16 protein-coding genes and 1 riboswitch are annotated in these 16,297 nt (G+C 69.7%); of the genes, 8 read left to right on the top strand and 8 right to left on the bottom strand.

The genetic code is table 11. The features are described 5' to 3' along the window. Positions 1-80: 80 nt before the first annotated feature. Entirely contained in the window at positions 81-1,235 is a 1,155-nt protein-coding gene (nagA, locus tag AC07FA_RS32815) for an N-acetylglucosamine-6-phosphate deacetylase (protein WP_479079990.1), read from the bottom strand. Beyond that, positions 1,235-2,167, bottom strand: coding sequence for an ROK family protein (locus tag AC07FA_RS32810; RefSeq protein WP_479079989.1), 933 nt, complete (start codon positions 2,165-2,167; stop codon positions 1,235-1,237). Before AC07FA_RS32810 ends, nagA begins: the two co-directional genes overlap by 1 nt. Positions 2,168-2,363: 196 nt before the next feature. Between AC07FA_RS32810 and AC07FA_RS32805 the strand changes: the two genes are divergently transcribed. From AC07FA_RS32805 to otsB, 3 genes are all read left to right on the top strand, one after another. Continuing rightward, positions 2,364-3,641, top strand: coding sequence for an ABC transporter substrate-binding protein (locus AC07FA_RS32805; protein ID WP_479080026.1), 1,278 nt, complete (start codon positions 2,364-2,366; stop codon positions 3,639-3,641). A 39-nt stretch (positions 3,642-3,680) separates the two neighbouring features. After that, complete coding sequence (locus AC07FA_RS32800) at positions 3,681-3,917, top strand: DUF3263 domain-containing protein (protein WP_479079988.1); 237 nt, start codon at positions 3,681-3,683, stop codon at positions 3,915-3,917. A gap of 330 nt (positions 3,918-4,247) precedes the next feature. Next, complete coding sequence (otsB, locus tag AC07FA_RS32795) at positions 4,248-5,099, top strand: trehalose-phosphatase (RefSeq protein WP_479079987.1); 852 nt, start codon at positions 4,248-4,250, stop codon at positions 5,097-5,099. On the opposite strand, the gene AC07FA_RS32790 is transcribed toward otsB, so the two are convergent. From AC07FA_RS32790 to AC07FA_RS32780, 3 genes are all read right to left on the bottom strand, one after another. Further along, complete coding sequence (locus AC07FA_RS32790; protein WP_479079986.1) at positions 5,076-6,455, bottom strand: alpha,alpha-trehalose-phosphate synthase (UDP-forming); 1,380 nt, start codon at positions 6,453-6,455, stop codon at positions 5,076-5,078. The two genes, otsB and AC07FA_RS32790, sit on opposite strands and share 24 nt — an antisense overlap. Positions 6,456-6,521: 66 nt before the next feature. Beyond that, entirely contained in the window at positions 6,522-6,749 is a 228-nt protein-coding gene (locus tag AC07FA_RS32785) for a hypothetical protein (protein ID WP_479079985.1), read from the bottom strand. Between the two features lie 37 nt (positions 6,750-6,786). Next, a complete protein-coding gene (locus AC07FA_RS32780) occupies positions 6,787-7,737 on the bottom strand; it encodes a glucosyl-3-phosphoglycerate synthase (RefSeq protein WP_479079984.1) in 951 nt (316 codons plus the stop codon). Positions 7,738-7,890: 153 nt separating this feature from the next. Further along, a riboswitch (SAM riboswitch) is annotated at positions 7,891-8,018 on the top strand. 18 nt (positions 8,019-8,036) lie between these two features. On the opposite strand from AC07FA_RS32780, the gene thrC reads away from it, so the two are divergent. From thrC to groL, 4 genes are all read left to right on the top strand, one after another. Further along, entirely contained in the window at positions 8,037-9,329 is a 1,293-nt protein-coding gene (gene thrC / locus AC07FA_RS32775) for a threonine synthase (protein ID WP_479079983.1), read from the top strand. A gap of 32 nt (positions 9,330-9,361) precedes the next feature. Beyond that, positions 9,362-9,640: a MoaD/ThiS family protein gene (locus tag AC07FA_RS32770; protein WP_479079982.1), complete on the top strand. Its 279-nt coding sequence runs from the start codon at positions 9,362-9,364 to the stop codon at positions 9,638-9,640. 409 nt (positions 9,641-10,049) lie between these two features. Beyond that, on the top strand, positions 10,050-10,256 hold the full coding sequence (locus tag AC07FA_RS32765; protein WP_003967346.1) for a cold-shock protein: 207 nt from the start codon (positions 10,050-10,052) through the stop codon (positions 10,254-10,256). A 367-nt stretch (positions 10,257-10,623) separates the two neighbouring features. Next, positions 10,624-12,246: a chaperonin GroEL gene (gene groL / locus AC07FA_RS32760; protein WP_328905074.1), complete on the top strand. Its 1,623-nt coding sequence runs from the start codon at positions 10,624-10,626 to the stop codon at positions 12,244-12,246. 30 nt (positions 12,247-12,276) lie between these two features. Here groL and AC07FA_RS32755 read toward each other — a convergent pair whose 3' ends face one another. From AC07FA_RS32755 to AC07FA_RS32745, 3 genes are all read right to left on the bottom strand, one after another. Beyond that, positions 12,277-13,545 carry a hypothetical protein gene (locus tag AC07FA_RS32755; protein ID WP_479079981.1) on the bottom strand — a complete coding sequence of 423 codons (1,269 nt, stop codon included), beginning with the start codon at positions 13,543-13,545 and terminating at the stop codon, positions 12,277-12,279. Between the two features lie 74 nt (positions 13,546-13,619). Beyond that, positions 13,620-14,441, bottom strand: a complete 822-nt coding sequence (locus AC07FA_RS32750; protein ID WP_479079980.1) for a hypothetical protein — start codon at positions 14,439-14,441, stop codon at positions 13,620-13,622. Between the two features lie 257 nt (positions 14,442-14,698). Next, complete coding sequence (locus AC07FA_RS32745; protein WP_479079979.1) at positions 14,699-15,334, bottom strand: TetR/AcrR family transcriptional regulator; 636 nt, start codon at positions 15,332-15,334, stop codon at positions 14,699-14,701. A gap of 84 nt (positions 15,335-15,418) precedes the next feature. Between AC07FA_RS32745 and AC07FA_RS32740 the strand changes: the two genes are divergently transcribed. Next, on the top strand, positions 15,419-16,297 hold the full coding sequence (locus AC07FA_RS32740) for an NAD(P)-dependent oxidoreductase (RefSeq protein ID WP_479079978.1): 879 nt from the start codon (positions 15,419-15,421) through the stop codon (positions 16,295-16,297).

The following is a 16,297-nucleotide window of genomic DNA, read 5'->3' as shown; positions in this document are numbered from 1 at the left end:
AGGTGTCCGGGGCAACCGCCGTCTCTTCGTTACGCGCTGGGCGCTGCCTTACCGGCTGGGCGCGCCGCCCGGCCGCGAGGTCACGCGAGCCGGGGCTCGATGATCCACTCGCCCTTGCGCATGACGCCCTTGAGGACGAAGTCCTCGTCCAGGACCACGAGGTCCGCGTCCTTGCCCGGTTCCAGGGAGCCGACCTTGTCGTACACGCCGAGCAGTCGCGCCGGGTTGGCGGAGATGGACTGGACGACGTCGCCGACGGGGATCCGGTCGATGGTCACGGCCCGGCGGAAGGCGGTGTCCAGGGTGAGCGTGGAGCCGGCGATCGAGTCGCCCTCCACCAGGCGGGCGACGCCGTCCTTCACCTCGACCGCGAGCGGGCCCAGCTGGTACCGGCCGTCACCGAACCCGGCCGCGTCCATCGCGTCCGTGATCAGCGCGACGCGGGAGGCGCCCGCGTGGTGGTAGGCCAGCTGGAGCGCGGCGGGGTGCAGATGCGTGCCGTCGTTGATCAGCTCGACGGTGATCCGCTCGTCCTCCAGGAGGGCCGCGATCGGGCCCGGCGCGCGGTGGCCGAGGCCCGGCATCGCGTTGTAGAGGTGCGTGGCGACGGTGGCGCCCGCGTCGATCGCCTCGACGGTCTGCTCGTACGTCGCGTCGGTGTGCCCGATCGCGGCGATCACCCCGTGCTCGGCGAGCAGGCGCACCGAGTCGATGCCGCCGGGCAGTTCGGTGGCGAGGGTGAACATCTTCGCCGTGCCGTGCGCCGCGTCCATCAGCTTGCGGACCTCGGCCGGGTCCGGGTCGCGCAGCAGTGCCTCGCTGTGGGCGCCCTTGCGGCACGGGGAGATGAACGGGCCCTCGAAGTGGATACCGGCCAGGTCGCCCTGCTGGACCAGCTCGGAGAGGACTCCGGCCCGCTGGGCGAGGAAGTCCATTTCTCCGGTGACGGTGGAGGCCACCAGGGTGGTGGTGCCGTGCTCGCGGTGCGTACGGACGCCGGTCAGGACCTCGTCCACGGTGCCGGAGGTGAAGGACGCGCCGCCGCCGCCGTGGTTGTGCATGTCGACGAAGCCGGGCACGACCCAGTGGCCGGTCAGATCGACGGTGCGGGCGTCCTCCGTCGTGCTGCCGGCGATCCTGCCGCCCTCGACGATCACCCGGCCGTTCTCCACCGTCCCGGTCGGCAGCACCACCCGGGCGCCTGAGAGAACGGTGCTGTCTGCGCGTCCGGCCATCAGGCGGATACCTCCGTGGAGAGAAGATCCCAGGCGAGCAGCCCTGCGCCCAGGCATCCGGCGGTGTCCCCGAGGGCCGCCGGAACGATGTGAGGCAGCTTCTGGAACGTGACGCGTTCCTCGACAGCCGCACGCAGTGGTGTGAACAAGGTTTCCCCCGCCTCGGCCAGCCCGCCACCGATGATGAGCGTGCGGGGGTCCAGCAGTGTGAGGGCGGTGACCAGTCCGGCGGCGAGGGCGTCGACCGCGTCCTGCCAGACCCGTACGGCGGCCGGGTCGCCGGACTCGACGGCCTTCGCGCAGTCCGCGGCGTCCGCGTCGGGGTCTCCGGAGGCGGCGGCCCAGGCCCGGGTCACCGCGGAGGCGGAGGCCAGGGTCTCCAGGCAGCCGCGCTGGCCGCAGCCGCAGTCCGGGCCGTCCGGCCGGACGACGATGTGGCCGATCTCGCCCGCGTAGCCGTGGGCGCCCGCCTCGATGGAGCCCGCGATGCCGATGGCGCCGGCGATGCCGGTGCCCAGCGGTACGAAGAGGAAGCGGTCGGCGCCCTTGCCCGCGCCGATCCGGCCCTCGGCGAGGCCGCCGGTCCTGACGTCGTGGCCGAGCGCGACGGGTACGCCGCCGAGCCGTTCGGCGAGCAGGGCGCGCATGGGTACGTCGCGCCAGCCGAGGTTCGACGCGTAGACCGCGATGCCGTTCTCGGCGTCGACGATGCCGGGCACGGCGACGCCCGCGGCGACCGCGCCGGTGCCGAAGTGCTCCTCGCCGTACGCGCGCAGTTCGGCGGCGAACGCGAGGATCGTCTCCACGACGGCGTCGGGACCGCGCTCCCTGCCGGTGGCCCGCCGCGCCTCGTGGAGCAGGGTTCCGTCGGCCCCGACCAGTGCGGCCTTCATTCCTGTGCCGCCCACATCGAGGGCGATGACATGTCTCACGGGAGACAGTTTCGCCCCCCGGCCGCAAAAGGTCTAGTCCACTATCTCGGTTTGTTGCGGCTCCATACAAAATCGGACGGTGCCGATACGTTGCCGAAGCGAGACTGGCGTGGTGTAGACCTCTCGATGAACGTGGGGGAAAATCGCCCTTCGGCGGGGCGATGTGAGCGATATGCAAGCGATGTATTCGATGAGGATGGGCGAGGCCGTGCAGCGGCGCTTTTTGGGTGTGACCGCGGCGGTGGCCGCACTGGGTATGACGGCAACGTTGTCGGGCTGCGGGACAGGCAGTGGCTCCGGTGACGTGACGCTGAAGTTCGTGGCGGCCGATTACGGCACCAGCGCGGCGAACACGTCCGAGACGTACTGGAACAACCTCGCCCGGAACTTCGAGGCCGCCCACCCCGGTATCAAGGTCGACGTCCACGTGTACGCGTGGAAGGACGTCGACCGCGAGGTGGCCGAGATGGTGGCGGAGGACAAGGCCCCGGACATCGCGCAGATCGGCGCGTACGCGGACTACGCGAAGAAGGACAAGCTCTATTCGGCCGACCAGATGCTGGCGATCCGTACGCAGGCCAACTTCCTTCCCTCGCTGAGCGATGCGGGCATGGTCAACGGAGAGCAGTACGGGCTGCCGTTCATCGCCAGCACGCGGCTGCTCTTCTACAACAAGAAGCTCTTCAGCGACGCGGGGCTGGACGCGCCCAAGACCTGGGCCGACATCCAGCGGGACGCCACCCTGCTCAAGCAGCGCGGTGTCCGCTACCCCTTCGCGCTGCCCCTCGGCCCCGAGGAGTCCCAGGCCGAGACCCTGATGTGGCTGCTGAGCGGCGGTGGCGGCTACACGGACGACGTCGGTGGCTACAACATCGACTCCCCGGAGAACATCGCCACGCTCACCTGGCTGAAGGACAACCTCGTCGGCAAGGGGCTCACCGGGCCCGTCGCCCCGGGCAAGCTCGACCGGGCGAAGGCGTTCGACGCGTTCACACGCGGCCAGGTGGGCATGCTCAACGGGCACCCGACGCTGATGGAGGACGCCGAGAAGGAGGGCGTCGAGGTCGGAATGGTGCCGCTGCCCGGCGTCGACGGGCCGACCAGGGGCTCGATGGGTGTGGCCGACTGGATGATGGGCTTCAAGCAGAACGAGCACCGCGCGGAGATCGGCAAGTTCTTCGACTTCGCATACAACGACGAGAACGTGCTCGCGTTCGCGGACGAGTACGACATGCTGCCGGTCACCGACAGCGCTTCCGCGTCGATGGAGACCGACGCCCGGCACAAGCCGCTGCGGGAGTTCCTGGCGGCGCTGCCGAACTCGCAGTTCTACCCGTTCGCCAAGACGTCCTGGGCGCAGGCCAGCGAGGCCATCAAGGAGAGCATCGGCACTGCGGTGGAGCCGAACGGGGACCCGGCCGGTGTGCTGGCCGGCATAGCCAAGAGGGCGGAGCAGGCGGAGCAGGCGGAGTAGCCGGGGGCGGTTGTCCGTGGGGCCGATTAGGTTGTTCATATGACCGAAGCCGCCCCACTCTCCGACCGGGACCGAGCCATGCTCGCCCTGGAGCGGCGTTCCTGGGCGAGTCCGGGGGCGAAGGAACGGGCGATCCGTGAGGAGCTCGGGATGTCGCCGGTCCGGTACTACCAGTTGCTGAACGCGTTGATCGACGATGTGCGGGCGCTGGCGGAGGACCCGGTCACGGTGAACCGCCTCCGCGCGGTACGAGCCACCCGCCGAACCCGCCGCTGACCGCCCCCCCTCGGGGCTCCGCCCCGAACCCCGGTCCTCAAACGCCGGACGGGCTTGAAAGATGCCCTCAATCGCCGGGCGGGCTGGGAGTTGCCGGCCTCGGCCGAATCCAGCCGGTCCGGTGCCGGCTGGGCTGAAAGATGCCCTCAATCGCCGGGCGGGCTGGGGGTTGCCGGCCTCGGCTGGGGTTGCGGGGGCGGTCGAATCCAGCCCGTCCGGCGTTTGAGGACGGAACCGGTGCCGGACCAGGGCGGTGCGGTCGTGTGGGGCCCGGGCGGTGGTTGAAGGCGCGGAGCCCCGCGAGTGGGGTGCGGGCTATAGGGTCGAGGCATGGGCAGCAACCTTGATCACCTGCCGACCCCCACCACCCCGGCCGGCCGCGAAGGTCTCGCCGCGATCCTCGCTCGGCCCGACCGAGCCGTGGTCGCCCTCGACTTCGACGGCACGCTCGCCGACATCGTCCCCGATCCGGAACAGGCCCGCGCCCACCCCGGCGCCGTCCCCGCGCTCGCCGCGCTCGCGCCGCGCGTCGCGTCCGTCGCCGTGATCACCGGCCGGCCGGCCGGTGTCGCCGTGCGGTACGGCGGCTTCGCGGGGGTGCCCGGTCTCGATCACCTCGTCGTCCTCGGCCATTACGGCGCCGAACGCTGGGACGCCGTCTCCGGCACCGTGCACGCCCCCGCCCCGCACCCCGGCGTCGCAGCCGTCCGCGCCGAACTGCCCGGCCTGCTCCATGAGCTGGGCCTCTGGCACGGTGCCTGGGTCGAGGAGAAGGGCCAGGCCGTCGCCGTACACACGCGCCGGGCCGACGACCCGCAGGCCGCCTTCGAGTCGCTGCGCGAACCCCTCGGCCTGCTCGCGGCCCGGCACGGCCTGATCGTCGAACCCGGGCGCCAGGTCCTGGAGTTGCGCCCGCCCGGCATGGACAAGGGCATCGCACTCGCCGAGTACGTACGGGCGATGGACGCCGAGTCCGTCCTGTACGCCGGTGACGACCTCGGCGACCTCGCCGCCTACGGCGCGGTGGAGAAGCTCCGCACCGAGGGCCCGGACGGCATCCCCGGCCTGCTGATCTGCAGCGGAGGCGCCGAGGTGCCCGAACTCGCCGAGCGGGCCGACCTGGTGGTCCCGGGCCCGGCCGACGTCGTCCGTTTCCTGTCAGCCCTCGCGCAGCGCGTCTAGCTGGTCCAGGAACCACTGCTGCGGCGGCAGCGCCGTCGCAGCGGCGGCCAGCGCCTTCGTGCGGTCCGCCCGCTCGTCGTGCGGCATCGACAGCGCCTGGTGCAGCGCCTCGGCCGTGGCGGACACGTCGTACGGGTTCACCACGATCGAGGCGTCGCCCAGCTCCTCGTACGCCCCCGCCTCCCGCGACAGCACCAGAACGCAGCCGTCGTCGGAGACCACGGGGACCTCCTTGGCGACCAGGTTCATCCCGTCACGGATCGGGTTCACCAGCGCCACGTCGGCCAGCCGGTACGCCGCCAGGGACCGCGCGAAGTCGTCCTTGACGTGCAGGATCACCGGCGTCCAGCCGGGCGTCCCGTACGCCGCGTTGATCTCGTCGGCCAGCGTCTGCACCGCCGCCGTGTACTCCCGGTACACCGCGAGGTCCTGCCGCGAGGGATAGGCGAACGCGATATGGGAGACCCGCTCGCGCCACTCCGGGTGCTCCTCCAGCAGCTCCCGGTACGCGAGCAGCCCGCGCACGATGTTCTTGGAGAGCTCCGTGCGGTCCACCCGCACGATCGTCCGCCGGCCGGTACCCACCTGCTCCCGCAGCGCCGCCATCCGCTCGTCCACGTCCGCCTCGTGCGAGCGGCGGCGCAGGAACTCCGCGTCCGCCCCCAGCCCGTGCACCCCGATCCGGGTCCGGCCGGTGCCGCCCAGGATCTCCGTACAGCAGCCGATGAAGGCGTCGGCCCACCGCCGGGTGAGGAACGCCGCCCGGTCGGCGCCGAGAATGCCCCGCAGCAACTGCTCGCCGATGTCGTCGGGCAGCAGGCGGAAGTAGTCGACGGGCGCCCACGGGGTGTGCGAGAAGTGGCCGATCCGCAGATCGGCGCGGAGCTCTCGGAGCATGCCCGGCACCAGCGCCAGGTGGTAGTCCTGCACGAGGACCGCCGCCCCCTCGCCCGCCTCCTCGGCGAGCGCTTCGGCGAAGGCCCGGTTGTACGCCTCGTACGAAGCCCACTGCCGCCGGAACTCCGCGTCGAACGTGGGCTCCAACGGCGTCTGGTACAGCATGTGGTGGACGAACCAGAGCACCGAGTTGGCGATGCCGTTGTACGCGTCGGCGTGGAGAGCGGCGTCGATGTCGAGCATCCGGACGCCCGGTTCGGCGACCCCCTGCCTGACCGCCTCCCGGTCGCCGTCGCTCAGGGCCGCGCACACCCACAGCTTGTCGTCGACGGCGCTGAGGCCGGAGACGAGGCCGCCCCCGCCCCGTTTCGATGTGAGCGAGCCGTCCTCGCCCCGGGTGTACGACACCGGGCCGCGGTTGGACGCGACGAGGACCTGGGCAGCGTGCTCGGAGACCATGTACCGGAACCTAGCCCGTTCCGTAACCCCCCAAACGTGAGTCCGGCCGCGCTCACGTTCCGCCGGTCAGCCGCGGTCGCGTCCGCGCCCACGGCCGCGGGCCGCCGCGCGGGCGACCGCCCCGGCCCCGGTCAGGGCGAGCCCGAGGCCACCGAGCAGCCACAGCCGCTCACTGTCGCCGCCGGTCTCGGCCAGGGAGCCGTGCGCGACGGAGCCGAGCACGGCCAGGGGGGTGGCGTACGAGGGCAGCCGGCGCCACCGGCGCGGAGCGGCCCCCAGTCGAGGAAAAGTCATAAAAGTGAAATGTAGGGAACTTTTATGACTTCATCGGTTACGCCGCGCGACGGGACAGGTACTCCTCGATGTCACGCATCGGAGGCCGCTCCTCCGTGTCCACCACATGGGTGCACGGCACGAAGCCGTTCTCGCCCCGCTCGAACTGGGTCAGCACCGGCCGCACCAGATGGCCCCGGGAGAGCCGGAGCTGCGCGGTGCGGTAGATCGTCGCCGCCATCCGGCCCAGCGCCTGACCGTCCTGGTGGCGGTGTTTGCGTACGCCGACGTCGACCTGTGCCAGCGCGTCCAGCCCCACCAGGTGCAGCGAGTCGATGAGCAGGCCCAGCTCCACTCCGTAACCGACGGGGAAGGGCAGCTGTTCGAGCAGGGAACGCCGCACCGCGTACTCGCCGCCCAGCGGCTGGACGAAACCGGCCAGCTGCGGCCAGTGCAGATTGAGCACGGGGCGTGCCACCAGTTCAGTGACGCGGCCACCTTGACCAGCGGTGTTTCCCAGCGGGCGGTCGTACATCGCCTTCACGAACTGCACCGAGGGGTCGGTGAGCAGCGGCCCGACGGTCCCGGAGACGAAGTCCGCGGAGAAATCCTTCAGATCCGCGTCGATGAAGCAGACGATCTCGCCGCTGGTGACCAGCAGTGACCGCCACAGCACCTCGCCCTTGCCGGGGACGGCGGGTATTCGGGGCAGGATCGCGTCCCGGTGCACCACCCGGGCGCCTGCCTCCGTGGCGACCCGCGCGGTGGCGTCGGTCGAACCGGAGTCGATCACCACCAGCTCGTCGATCAGCGGCACGCGCTCCATGAGCTCGCGCCGGATCGTCGTCACGATGTCGCCGACCGTCTCCTCCTCGTTGAGGGCGGGCAGGACGACGCTGATGCTTCCACGGAGCGGGTCCCGGGCCCTGGCGGCCGCGAGACGATCCAGCGGACGATCGGCGGCCGACCAGGAACGCCTGGTCAGCCAACGTTCCACCTCTTCGATCACGGTCGAATCTCCCTGCGTGTGATCCATCTCGCGGTTCGGACGACTATCTCCACCGTCCGAGGCTTCGGTTACAGTCTTGAGCAACGCGGACGACCCTCGCATCTCGGGGTCCGCCCGCCGACAAACGCCTGGATCGGTGATCCAGTGCCACAGCGCTCATCCAGAGGGACTGAGGGAACGGCCCGTTGAAGTCCCGGCAACCCCCCCATCGACCGCGAGGTCACGGTGGGGAAGGTGCCAAATCCGTCTCATGGCGAAATGCGCCATGAGGAAGATGAGGAGAAAGGGCCTCCGCCAGCATGGCTGTCCAGACTGAACTGACGAACACCCCTTCCACTGTGGACCTCGGTCCCGCCGCGGCGCTTTCCTGCCGCGAGTGCGGCGAGCGTTTCGAGCTCGGCCCCCTGTTCGCCTGCGCGTCCTGTTTCGGGCCGCTCGAAGTGGCGTACGACCTGCCGAGCGGCTCTCCCGACGAGCTGAAGAAGCGCATCGAGGCCGGACCCAACAACATCTGGCGTTACGCGCCGCTGCTGCCGGTCCCCGCCGATGTCGCGGACAAGCCCAACATCAACCCCGGCTTCACCAAGCTGGTCAAGGCCGACAACCTCGCCCGTGAACTGGGCGTCACCGGTGGACTGTTCGTCAAGGACGACTCCGGGAACCCGACGCACTCCTTCAAGGACCGGGTCGTCGCGATCGCCGTCGAGGCCGCCCGCGCGTTCGGCTTCACCACCCTCTCCTGCTCCTCCACCGGCAACCTCGCCGGTGCGGTGGGCGCCGCCGCCGCCCGCGCCGGCTTCCGGTCCTGCGTGTTCATCCCGCACGACCTGGAGCAGGGCAAGGTCGTCATGGCCGCGGTGTACGGCGGTGAGCTGGTCGGCATCGAGGGCAATTACGACGACGTCAACCGCTTCTGCTCCGAGCTCATCGGCGACCCGCTCGGCGAGGGCTGGGGCTTCGTCAACGTCAACCTGCGTCCGTACTACGGCGAGGGCTCCAAGACCCTCGCGTACGAGATCTGCGAGCAGCTCGGCTGGCAGCTGCCCGACCAGCTCGTGATCCCGATCGCCTCCGGATCGCAGCTCACGAAGATCGACAAGGGGCTCCAGGAGCTCATCAAGCTCGGTCTGGTCGAGGACAAGCCGTACAAGATCTTCGGCGCGCAGGCCGAGGGCTGTTCCCCGGTGTCGGTGGCCTTCAAGGCCGGTCACGACGTCGTGCGCCCCCAGAAGCCGAACACGATCGCCAAGTCCCTGGCGATCGGGAATCCGGCCGACGGGCCGTACGTCCTGGACATCGCCCGCCGTACCGGTGGGGCCGTGGAGGACGTGAACGACGAGCAGATCGTCGACGCGATCAAGCTGCTGGCCCGCACCGAGGGCATCTTCGCGGAGACCGCGGGCGGGGTGACGGTCGGCGTGACGAAGAAGCTGATCGAGGCGGGTCTGCTCGACCCGACCCTGACCACCGTCGTCCTGAACACCGGTGACGGCCTCAAGACGCTCGACGCGGTGGCCGCGACCTCGCAGGCGACCGCGACGATCCGGCCGAGCCTGGACGCGTTCCGCGCCGCCGGCCTCGCCACCAGCTGACCACCCGCCGAGACCCGAGGAAGGCACCCACCATGAGCGTCAAGGTCCGCATCCCCACCATCCTCCGCACCTACACGGACGGCCAGGCCGAGGTCTCGGCCGAGGGCGCGGTCCTCTCCGAGGTCATCGACTCCCTGGAGAAGAACCACCCGGGCATCGCCGCCCGCGTCCTGGACGACCAGGGCAAGCTGCGCCGCTTCGTGAACGTCTACGTCAACGACGACGACGTGCGCTTCGAGGGCGGCCTGGACGCGGCCACCCCGGACGGTGCCGGTGTCTCGATCATCCCGGCCGTCGCAGGCGGCTGCTGACTTCGCAGCGTCACCACCATTGCCCCCTCCGCGAGAGAAGCGGAGGGGGCAATTCTGCATGGTTAGGCGCGGTAGAGTTGGGAAGTCCCCTCCGCTGCCTGTGCCGCCCGCATATGAGAATGCGCCCGGCCCCGATAAGAAGCAGCCAAAGTGTGCGACCCCCTTGAGCCATAAGTGGCCTTTGTCAGGCCCGACTTGCCCAGGAATCTCATGAATTCCCCATAAAGGGGCGATCGGCTGTGCCCAGAATTCTCGTCCGATTGACCTGTTGCAGAGGGCAGTTGGGCAGATACATTCGGCCGCGGTCGACGCGTTCCGGCGCACACACCCTCTCCTGTCGGAGGGTGAGTTCTGACCCGGGCCCGCGAAGTGCGGTCCTGTGCAAGGGCCAGTAATAGGGGAGTTAGGCATGGCTCAGGGCACCGTCAAGTGGTTCAACGCGGAGAAGGGGTACGGCTTCATCGCGGTCGACGGTGGTGCGGATGTTTTCGTCCACTACAGCGCGATCCAGATGGACGGGTACCGCACCCTCGAAGAGGGTCAGCGAGTTGAATTCGAGATCTCGCAGGGCCAGAAGGGGCCGCAGGCGGACATGGTCAAGCTCGCCGTCGGCTGAGCTCGGCGCAGTCGGCCAACGACACTACTCACGCGCGTAGGGCCCGTACCCCCAAGGGGGTGCGGGCCCTCCGTGCGTCTGTACGACCCCGTGGGTCCGTACGGCCGGTGCCCCCTGTGCGGCCCCGTGATCGCCGCTCTTCCGGACGCGCCCGGTTGTCCACATCCGGAGGGGGACGCTTGCACTCGCAGGGGTCGAGTGCTAATCATTGGCGTTAGCACTCTCCAGGTGAGAGTGACAGAAACTTGGACCGGGCCGGTGAGGCCCGCAGGCTGCGTGGGGCAAGGAACCACACAGCACGCTGGCCGTCCGTCGCGGGCGCCTCTCGGTCCGGAGAATCCACCCCTGTCCGGGAGGACCACTTCACATGGCCAAGATCATCGCGTTCGACGAGGAGGCACGGCGCGGTCTCGAGCGCGGGATGAACCAGCTCGCCGACGCCGTCAAGGTCACCCTCGGCCCCAAGGGCCGTAACGTCGTCCTCGAGAAGAAGTGGGGCGCGCCCACGATCACCAACGATGGTGTTTCCATCGCCAAGGAGATCGAGCTCGAGGACCCGTACGAGAAGATCGGTGCGGAGCTGGTCAAGGAGGTCGCCAAGAAGACGGACGACGTCGCCGGCGACGGTACGACCACCGCCACCGTTCTCGCCCAGGCTCTCGTCCGCGAGGGTCTGCGCAACGTCGCCGCGGGTGCCAACCCGATGGCTCTGAAGCGTGGCATCGAGAAGGCCGTCGAGGCCGTCTCCGCCGCTCTGCTGGAGCAGGCGAAGGACGTGGAGACCAAGGAGCAGATCGCTTCGACCGCCTCCATCTCCGCTGCTGACACCGAGATCGGCGCCAAGATCGCCGAGGCTATGGACAAGGTCGGCAAGGAAGGCGTCATCACCGTCGAGGAGTCCCAGACCTTCGGTCTGGAGCTGGAGCTCACCGAGGGTATGCGCTTCGACAAGGGCTACATCTCGGCGTACTTCGCCACCGACATGGAGCGTATGGAGACGTCGTTCGACGACCCGTACATCCTGATCGTCAACTCCAAGATCAGCAACGTGAAGGACCTCCTTCCGCTGCTGGAGAAGGTCATGCAGTCGGGCAAGCCCCTGCTGATCATCGCGGAGGACGTCGAGGGCGAGGCCCTGTCGACCCTGGTCGTCAACAAGATCCGTGGCACCTTCAAGTCCGTCGCCGTCAAGGCTCCGGGCTTCGGTGACCGCCGCAAGGCCATGCTCGGCGACATCGCCATCCTCACCGGTGGCACCGTCATCTCCGAGGAGGTCGGTCTCAAGCTGGAGAACGCCGGCCTGGACCTGCTCGGCAGCGCCCGCAAGGTCGTCATCACCAAGGACGAGACCACGATCGTCGACGGTGCGGGCGAGAGCGACCAGGTTCAGGGTCGCGTCAAGCAGATCCGTGCCGAGATCGAGAACTCCGACTCGGACTACGACCGCGAGAAGCTCCAGGAGCGCCTCGCGAAGCTGGCCGGCGGCGTGGCCGTCATCAAGGCCGGCGCCGCGACCGAGGTCGAGCTCAAGGAGCGCAAGCACCGCATCGAGGACGCGGTGCGCAACGCCAAGGCCGCCGTCGAGGAGGGCATCGTCGCCGGTGGTGGCGTGGCTCTGCTCCAGGCCACGGCCGTCTTCGAGAAGCTCGACCTGACCGGTGACGAGGCCACGGGCGCCAACGCCGTGAAGCTCGCGCTGGAGGCCCCGCTCAAGCAGATCGCCGTCAACGGTGGTCTTGAGGGTGGCGTCGTCGTCGAGAAGGTGCGCAACCTGCCGATCGGTCACGGCCTCAACGCCGCGACCGGCGAGTACGTCGACATGATCGCCGAGGGCATCATCGACCCGGCGAAGGTCACGCGCTCCGCTCTGCAGAACGCCGCGTCCATCGCCGCGCTCTTCCTCACCACCGAGGCCGTCATCGCCGACAAGCCCGAGAAGGCCGGCGCGGCCGCCCCGGGCGGCATGCCGGGCGGTGACATGGACTTCTGATCCCTCCCGGATCAGTAGCTCCATAGCTGTTCAGCTGTTCGCAGCAGTACGTTGCCGGCCCCGGCCCCTGGGATTCGTCCCGGGGGCCGGGGCCGTTCCGCGTCCGCTCGTCCCACGCCGTGCCGTGAGGAGCAGCGGGATCGTGAGGACCGGGAGGAACCAGATCAGGACGATGAGGCGTTGACCGGCCAGCATGTCGAGGTTGGGGTGTCCGGCCTGGTTGAGTACGCCGCCCGCGGCCGTGGCGGCGGCGAGCAGGCCGAGGTACGTGGGGCGTCGGAGCGTGGAGCACGCGGCCAGGGCCAGGGTGATGAGAAGTAAGGGGTCCTTGAGCTGGTGGTCCGCCCAGGCCGACCAGAAGATCTTTTCCTGGGTGAAAAACCCGGGCCAGGGGTCGGGCACGTCCGGACGCTGGTAGTGGTGGGTCAGCAGGTCCTGGGCGCTGTCGTGTCCGGAGGGCCAGCCCAGTACGTACGTGGTCAGCTGCATGGCCAGGGCCAGGCCGCCGCAGAGGACGAGGAGGCCCAGCGCCGGCCGGTGCGGGCGGTGGCGGCGCTTGCGGTACCAGGCGAGTCCGCCGAAGGCGGCCGTGAGGGCGGCGGCCAGCAGGAGCGCCTGGGAGTAGCGCGCCAGGAAGGCCACGAGGAGGCCGCCCGCGACGAGGGCGGTCCCGGCCCTGCGGCGCTCCCCGTTCAGGGTCAGCGTGCAGCCGAGTGCGACCGCCGCCGTGCAGGCCAGGGTGAGTCCGTCGGCCATGGGGAGCATCGCGACGGCCCCGGTGGGCAGGGTCAGGAAGAGGATCTGCCCGCACAACGCGGCCGGCCAGTGGGCACCGGCGGCGCGCAGCGTCGCCAGCACGAAGAGGCTGCCGGCCAGGGCGACGGTCACACCGGCCAGCCAGACGCCCAGGACGAGTCCGAACACGGCGATGAACGGCACCAGGAACAAGGGATATCCGGGCCGCGCTTCGTAGATCGCCATGAAGCGGGCGTTGAAGAAGGGCCCGGTCATGCCGGTGGTGTTGCCGTGCCGCGTCCAGTACGCGGTCGATCGCGTCAGCTTCCGCACGCATTCCCGGACCAGGGGACGGTCGGCCTCGTCGGCGCAGGTGTAGTCGATGGCCTGAGCGGTGGCCGAGGCTCGGCTTTCGCCGCTCAGCCGGAGGGCGTAGGAGAGGTAGTTCTTCGAGTCGGGGGAATCCCGTCCGGTCAGTGACGTCAGCTGGAACCCGACGAAGGTGGCCATGACGAGCACCGCGCAGAGGATTCCGGCACGGTACCTGGTGAAGCGTCGGCGCATGGGCGTCCTTCGAAAGGCGGCATCGTCGACACGGCCAACGAGGGAGACGGGGGCAGGTGTTGGCAGGGCGGGTGTCAGCGCCTGACGCTCGGCCGCTCGGGGCGCGGAATCAGCGCCGCCCGCACCTCGCTCATGCGCGCGCGCACGTGCCCCGCCTGTACCGCTCCGGGCGGGCCGAAGTGGGGGGCCGGGTCCGTCCCCCGGCAGGGCGCGCATCGGCCGCCGAGGAGCGCCTCGGGGGTGCCCGGGGCGCGGCACTCGCTGCATTCCAGGGTGCGCAGGACGGTTCGGTGGACCGGAGTGACTCGTTCGGGTGGCATCTTGTCGTGCAGGCGCCTGCCGACGAGGGACGCGGGGTGGTGAACCGGGTTGGGCAGGCCGGCGGTGAGGGCGCGGAGGAGTTCTTCTTCCGTGGCGCCCCGCTCGAACCACTCGCTGACCTGCGGTTCCAGGTCCACGCAGTCCGCCGCGGAGAGCGACAGGCTGGACGCGGTCCGGCCGAGCGAGGCCAGCAGGATGAACGCCCGGGATCGGGTGGGCCGTTGCGGCTCCTGCGGTACGTCGCCCCTGGTGAACGCCGCCCACCAGTCGTCGTCGCGGGCCGTGCGGGAGAAGAACGTCCGGGTCACCCAGAGCAGGACCTGCTCGGTGGCGACGCACTCGCTGCCCCGGCGCAGATGGCCGGCCTCCTGGAGCCGGTTGAGCGAGGTCCGTACGGCGCACTGCCCGTACGGGAGCGCCTTGGCCAGCGCCTTCACGGAGATGTCGGAGCCGTCCGGAAGCCGGTCGATGTACGCGGCGATGGCGCCGTCACGGGGGAGCAGGTGCGCGAAGTCGCGTTCGGTGCGGGGGCGTTCGTACGGCGCCGTGCGCTTTCCGTAACCCGGGTTGGCCATCGGGTGCGGAGTCGCGGACGGAGATACGTGCGGGGCGCAGGGGGCAGCACTAAGCTGAGTGTCAGCCATGGATCGACTCGCTTTCGATCTTGTTGGTCAGACCCCTGTCAGGTGTTCCAGCACCGGCGGGGGTCGTTTTTTGTTGTCCGGGACGCACGCTAGAGCGTGATGACCATCCGTGGCAAGTCGGTCACGAAAAGTCAACTCGCCAGGCAGGGTGGGTGGGTGGGACAACTGACCCATCCCCCCAATCCTTGTTAAGAGCGCTCGGAACTCGCTGCTTGAGCTCCGGGTGCATTCCGGTGGAGCGCGATCAGTTGGGCCAGGTGGCGGCCCGCGACATCCAGGGGGCGGGCGTCCCGCGAGACCTGCGCCGCGAGTTCGGCACCTTCCAGCGTGCTGATCACCGTGGCGGCGAGGTCGTTCGCGTCGTCCTCGGGGATGCCGGCGCCGCGCAGCTTCTCGAAGACGATGGACTGCCAGCGGGCGAACGCCTCGGCGGCGGCCTGCTGGATGTCGGGGAAGCGGCCCGCCGTCCCGAGTGCGGTGGCCGTGACCGGGCAGCCCTCGATCCAGTCCGAGGCGCGCAGCCCCTCGGCGAGGCTGCGGGTGCAGGCGGTGATCGCCCGGCCCGGGTCTTCCTCGCCGTCGAGGATCTCGCGCAGCAGGTCGGCGAATTCGCGGTCCCCGTGGTGCACGGCCGCGATGGCCAGCTCCTGCTTCCCGCCCGGGAAGAAGTGGTAGACGGAGCCGAGGGTGGCCCCGGCCTCCAGGGAGATCTGCTTGATCCCGGTGCCGTCGAACCCCTGGCGCTGCATCAGCGTCGAGGCCGCCCGGACGATCCGTTCCCGGGTGCCGAGGGAGCTTGCCGCGTCTGACGTTTTTGTCTTCACCCCTCCAATCTAATGGGTAGAGCGTTCGTTTTAGAACTGTGCTACGTTCCTGACTAGATAGAGCGTTCGTTCTAGGAGGCACTCATGGGTAAGCACGCAGCGGTGACCGTGGTCGGACTCGGCCCGATGGGCAAGGCGATGGCGGACGCGTTCCTGGACCGGGGACACCGGGTGACCGTGTGGAACAGGACCGCGAGCAAGGCCGACGACCTGGTGGCGAAGGGGGCGATCCTGGCCGGCTCGGCCGGGGAGGCGGTGGCTGCCAGTGAGCTGGTGGTGCTGAGCCTGACGGACTACGACGCGATGTACGCGATTCTCGAACCGGCCGCCGACGCGCTGTCCGGGCGCGTCCTGGTCAACCTCAGCTCGGACACGCCGGAAAAGGCCCGGGAGGCGGCGAAGTGGGCCGCCGGGCACGGCGCCCAGCACCTGACCGGTGGAGTGCGGGTGTCACCCGCGGGTATCGGGCGGAGCGACTCCTCCACCTTCTACAGCGGCCCGAAAGAGGTCTTCGAGGCGCACCGGGAAACGCTGGAGACCCTCACCGGCACCGACTACCGCGGCGAGGACCCGGGGCTCGCCGCGCTGTTCTACCAGATCCAGATGGACATGTTCTGGACGTCCGCACTGAGTTGGCTGCACGCCGTGGCGCTGGCGGAGGCCAACGGCATCACCGCCGCGGAGATCCTGCCGTACGCCTCGTCGACGATGGCCACGATGCCGGACTTCCTGGCGTACTACACGCCGCGGATCGACGCGGGGGACCACCGGGGCGAAGTGGACCGGCTGGCCATGGGTGTGGCGAGCATGGACCACGTCGTCCACACGGTGAAGGACTCGGGCATCGACACCGCGCTGCCCGCCGCGGTCCTGAAGCACTTCGAGCGCGGTATGGCGGCCGGTCATGGTGACGACAGCTTCACCAGCCTGTTCGAAGTGATCAGGAACCCGGCGGTCCGCTGA

The organism is Streptomyces sp. NPDC045968 (assembly GCF_056430475.1).
The sequence above is the reverse complement of the archived record's forward strand: the minus strand, read 5'-3'. Positions and strand labels throughout refer to the sequence as shown.

Bases quoted from the DNA above. Each gene is read 5' to 3' on its own strand.
- AC07FA_RS32785 (WP_479079985.1), bottom strand. From the start codon at position 6,749: ATGACTTTTCCTCGACTGGGGGCCGCTCCGCGCCGGTGGCGCCGGCTG.
- groL (WP_328905074.1), top strand. From the start codon at position 10,624: ATGGCCAAGATCATCGCGTTCGACGAGGAGGCACGGCGCGGTCTCGAG.
- AC07FA_RS32750 (WP_479079980.1), bottom strand. From the start codon at position 14,441: ATGGCCAACCCGGGTTACGGAAAGCGCACGGCGCCGTACGAACGCCCC.
- AC07FA_RS32755 (WP_479079981.1), bottom strand. From the start codon at position 13,545: ATGCGCCGACGCTTCACCAGGTACCGTGCCGGAATCCTCTGCGCGGTG.
- otsB (WP_479079987.1), top strand. From the start codon at position 4,248: ATGGGCAGCAACCTTGATCACCTGCCGACCCCCACCACCCCGGCCGGC.
- AC07FA_RS32770 (WP_479079982.1), top strand. From the start codon at position 9,362: ATGAGCGTCAAGGTCCGCATCCCCACCATCCTCCGCACCTACACGGAC.
- AC07FA_RS32740 (WP_479079978.1), top strand. From the start codon at position 15,419: ATGGGTAAGCACGCAGCGGTGACCGTGGTCGGACTCGGCCCGATGGGC.
- AC07FA_RS32805 (WP_479080026.1), top strand. From the start codon at position 2,364: ATGGGCGAGGCCGTGCAGCGGCGCTTTTTGGGTGTGACCGCGGCGGTG.
- thrC (WP_479079983.1), top strand. From the start codon at position 8,037: ATGGCTGTCCAGACTGAACTGACGAACACCCCTTCCACTGTGGACCTC.
- AC07FA_RS32800 (WP_479079988.1), top strand. From the start codon at position 3,681: ATGACCGAAGCCGCCCCACTCTCCGACCGGGACCGAGCCATGCTCGCC.
- nagA (WP_479079990.1), bottom strand. From the start codon at position 1,235: ATGGCCGGACGCGCAGACAGCACCGTTCTCTCAGGCGCCCGGGTGGTG.
- AC07FA_RS32765 (WP_003967346.1), top strand. From the start codon at position 10,050: ATGGCTCAGGGCACCGTCAAGTGGTTCAACGCGGAGAAGGGGTACGGC.
- AC07FA_RS32790 (WP_479079986.1), bottom strand. From the start codon at position 6,455: ATGGTCTCCGAGCACGCTGCCCAGGTCCTCGTCGCGTCCAACCGCGGC.